The organism is Ruegeria sp. AB8, from assembly GCF_056542605.1.
Window position 1 is genome coordinate 1 of sequence record NZ_JBQGAB010000069.1, and the last position, 2,797, is coordinate 2,797.

At 64.1% G+C, this 2,797-nt stretch carries 1 protein-coding gene; it reads left to right on the forward strand.

The window, feature by feature from the left end:
* The coding region (gene gcvP, locus ACR0CG_RS23655; protein WP_480527940.1) for an aminomethyl-transferring glycine dehydrogenase at positions 1-2,766 on the forward strand (2,766 nt) is incomplete at its 5' end.
* Positions 2,767-2,797 lie beyond the last annotated feature (31 nt).

Sequence of the window (2,797 nt, forward strand, 5' to 3'; positions counted from 1 at the left end):
AAGGTGATCGGCTTCAAGACGCTGGACGAGCTGATCGACGCCACCGTCCCGCCGGCGATCCGGCAGACAGAGCCGCTGGACTGGGGTCCGGCGATGACCGAGCGCGATGCGCTCTTTCACATGAAAGAGGTGGCGCGCAAGAACAAGGTTCTGACCTCGCTGATCGGTCAGGGCTATTACGGCACCACCACGCCGGCGCCGATCCTGCGCAACATCCTGGAAAACCCGGCCTGGTACACCGCCTATACGCCCTATCAGCCCGAGATCAGCCAGGGCCGTCTTGAGGCGCTTCTGAACTTCCAGACCATGGTCAGCGACCTGACCGGGCTGGACGTGGCCAACGCCTCGTTGCTGGACGAAGCCACAGCTGCTGCCGAGGCGATGGCGATGGCCAAGCGTGGTGGTCGCTCCAAGGCCAACAACGCGGCCTTCTTCGTGGACAAGAACTGCCACCCGCAGACCATCGCGGTCATTAAAACACGCGCTGAGCCTCTGGGCATCGACGTGCAGGTGGCCGATCCAGATCAACTGGACGCAGGCGCGGTGTTTGGCGCCATCTTCCAGTATCCGGGCACCTATGGCCATGTGCGCGACTTCTCTGCCGAGATCGCGGCGCTGCATGAACATAAAGCGATCGCCATCGTGGCGGCCGACATCCTGTCGCTGGCGCTGCTGAAGTCACCGGGCGAGATGGGCGCGGACATTGCCATCGGCTCGACCCAGCGCTTTGGCGTGCCGATGGGCTATGGCGGCCCGCACGCGGCCTACATGGCGACTACCGACAAGCTGAAACGGTCGATGCCGGGGCGGATCATCGGCGTCAGCATCGACAGCCGTGGCAACAAGGCCTATCGCCTGGCGCTGCAGACCCGCGAGCAGCATATCCGCCGCGAAAAAGCCAACTCGAACGTCTGCACCGCGCAGGCGCTGCTGGCCGTCATTGCCTCGATGTATGCGGTCTATCACGGCCCCGACGGCATCAAGGCCATCGCGCAATCGGTGCACCGCAAGACCTCGCGCCTGGCCGACGGTCTGGAGGCGGCAGGCTTTGCCGTGGAACCCGAGGTGTTCTTCGACACCATCACGGTCGAGGTCGGCCATCTGCAGAAAACGGTCATGGAGGCCGCCGTGGCCCGGGGCGTCAACCTGCGCAAGGTCGGCGAGACCAAGGTCGGCATAAGCCTTGATGAACAGACCCGGCCCGAGACCATCGAGGCGGTCTGGGGTGCCTTCGGCATCGACCGCAAGGATGACAGCTCGAACAAGCATTACCGCCTGCCGGAACATGCGCTGCGCGAAAGCGCGTACCTGACCCACCCGATCTTCCACAAGAACCGGGCCGAGGCCGAGATCACCCGCTACATGCGCCGTCTGGCCGACCGCGACCTGGCACTGGACCGGGCGATGATCCCGTTGGGGTCCTGCACCATGAAGCTGAACGCCACGATCGAGATGATCCCGGTCACCTGGCCCGAGTTCGGCAATCTGCACCCGTTCTGCCCCGAAGATCAGGCGCAGGGTTATCTCGAGATGATCGACGATCTGAACGACAAGCTGTGCCAGATCACCGGCTATGACGCGATCTCCCAGCAGCCCAACTCGGGCGCGCAGGGTGAGTACGCAGGCCTGCTGACCATCCGCAACTATCACTTCGCCCGTGGCGAAGGGCACCGCAATGTCTGTCTGATCCCGACCTCGGCGCATGGCACCAACCCGGCTTCGGCGCAGATGGTGGGCTGGCAGGTGGTGCCGGTGCAGTCGGATGACAAGGGCAACATCGATGTCGCCGATTTTCGCGCCAAGGCGGAAAAGCACAGCGACCATCTGGCCGCCTGCATGATCACCTACCCCTCGACCCATGGCGTGTTCGAGGAAACCGTGCAGGAGGTCTGCCAGATCACCCATGACCACGGCGGTCAGGTCTATATCGACGGCGCCAACATGAACGCCATGGTCGGTCTGGCCCAGCCGGGCAAGATCGGCGGCGATGTCAGCCACCTGAACCTGCACAAGACCTTCTGCATCCCGCATGGCGGCGGCGGCCCCGGCATGGGTCCGATCGGCGTCAAGGCGCATCTGGAAGAGCATCTGCCCGGCCACCCGGAATACGGCACCGCCGTGGGTCCGGTCTCGGCGGCGCCCTTCGGCTCGCCCTCGATCCTTCCCGTATCGTGGGCCTATGTGCTGCTGATGGGCGGTGAGGGTCTGACCCAGGCGACGAAAGTGGCAATCCTGAACGCCAACTACATCGCGGCACGGCTCAAGGATGCCTATCCGATCCTCTACACCTCGGAAACGGGCCGGGTGGCGCATGAATGCATCCTCGACACCCGTCCGCTGGACGAGGCCGCGCATGTCAGCGTCGATGACATCGCCAAGCGTCTGGTCGATAGCGGCTTCCACGCGCCGACCATGTCCTGGCCGGTGGCGGGCACCCTGATGGTCGAACCCACCGAATCGGAACCCATGGCCGAGCTGGACCGCTTCTGCGATGCCATGCTGTCCATCCGGGCCGAGGCGCAGGACATCATCGACGGCAAGATCGACGCGGACAACAACCCGCTCAAAAACGCCCCCCACACGGTGCGCGATCTGGTCGGCGACTGGGACCGCCCCTACACCCGCGAACAGGCCTGCTTCCCCCCGGGCTCCATGGGCGTCGACAAATACTGGTCCCCCGTCAACCGCGTCGACAACGCATACGGCGACAGAAACCTCATCTGCACATGCCCTCCAATGTCAGAATACGAAGAAGCCGCTGAGTGAAAGATAAAACCCCGCCAGCAAAATGGCGGGG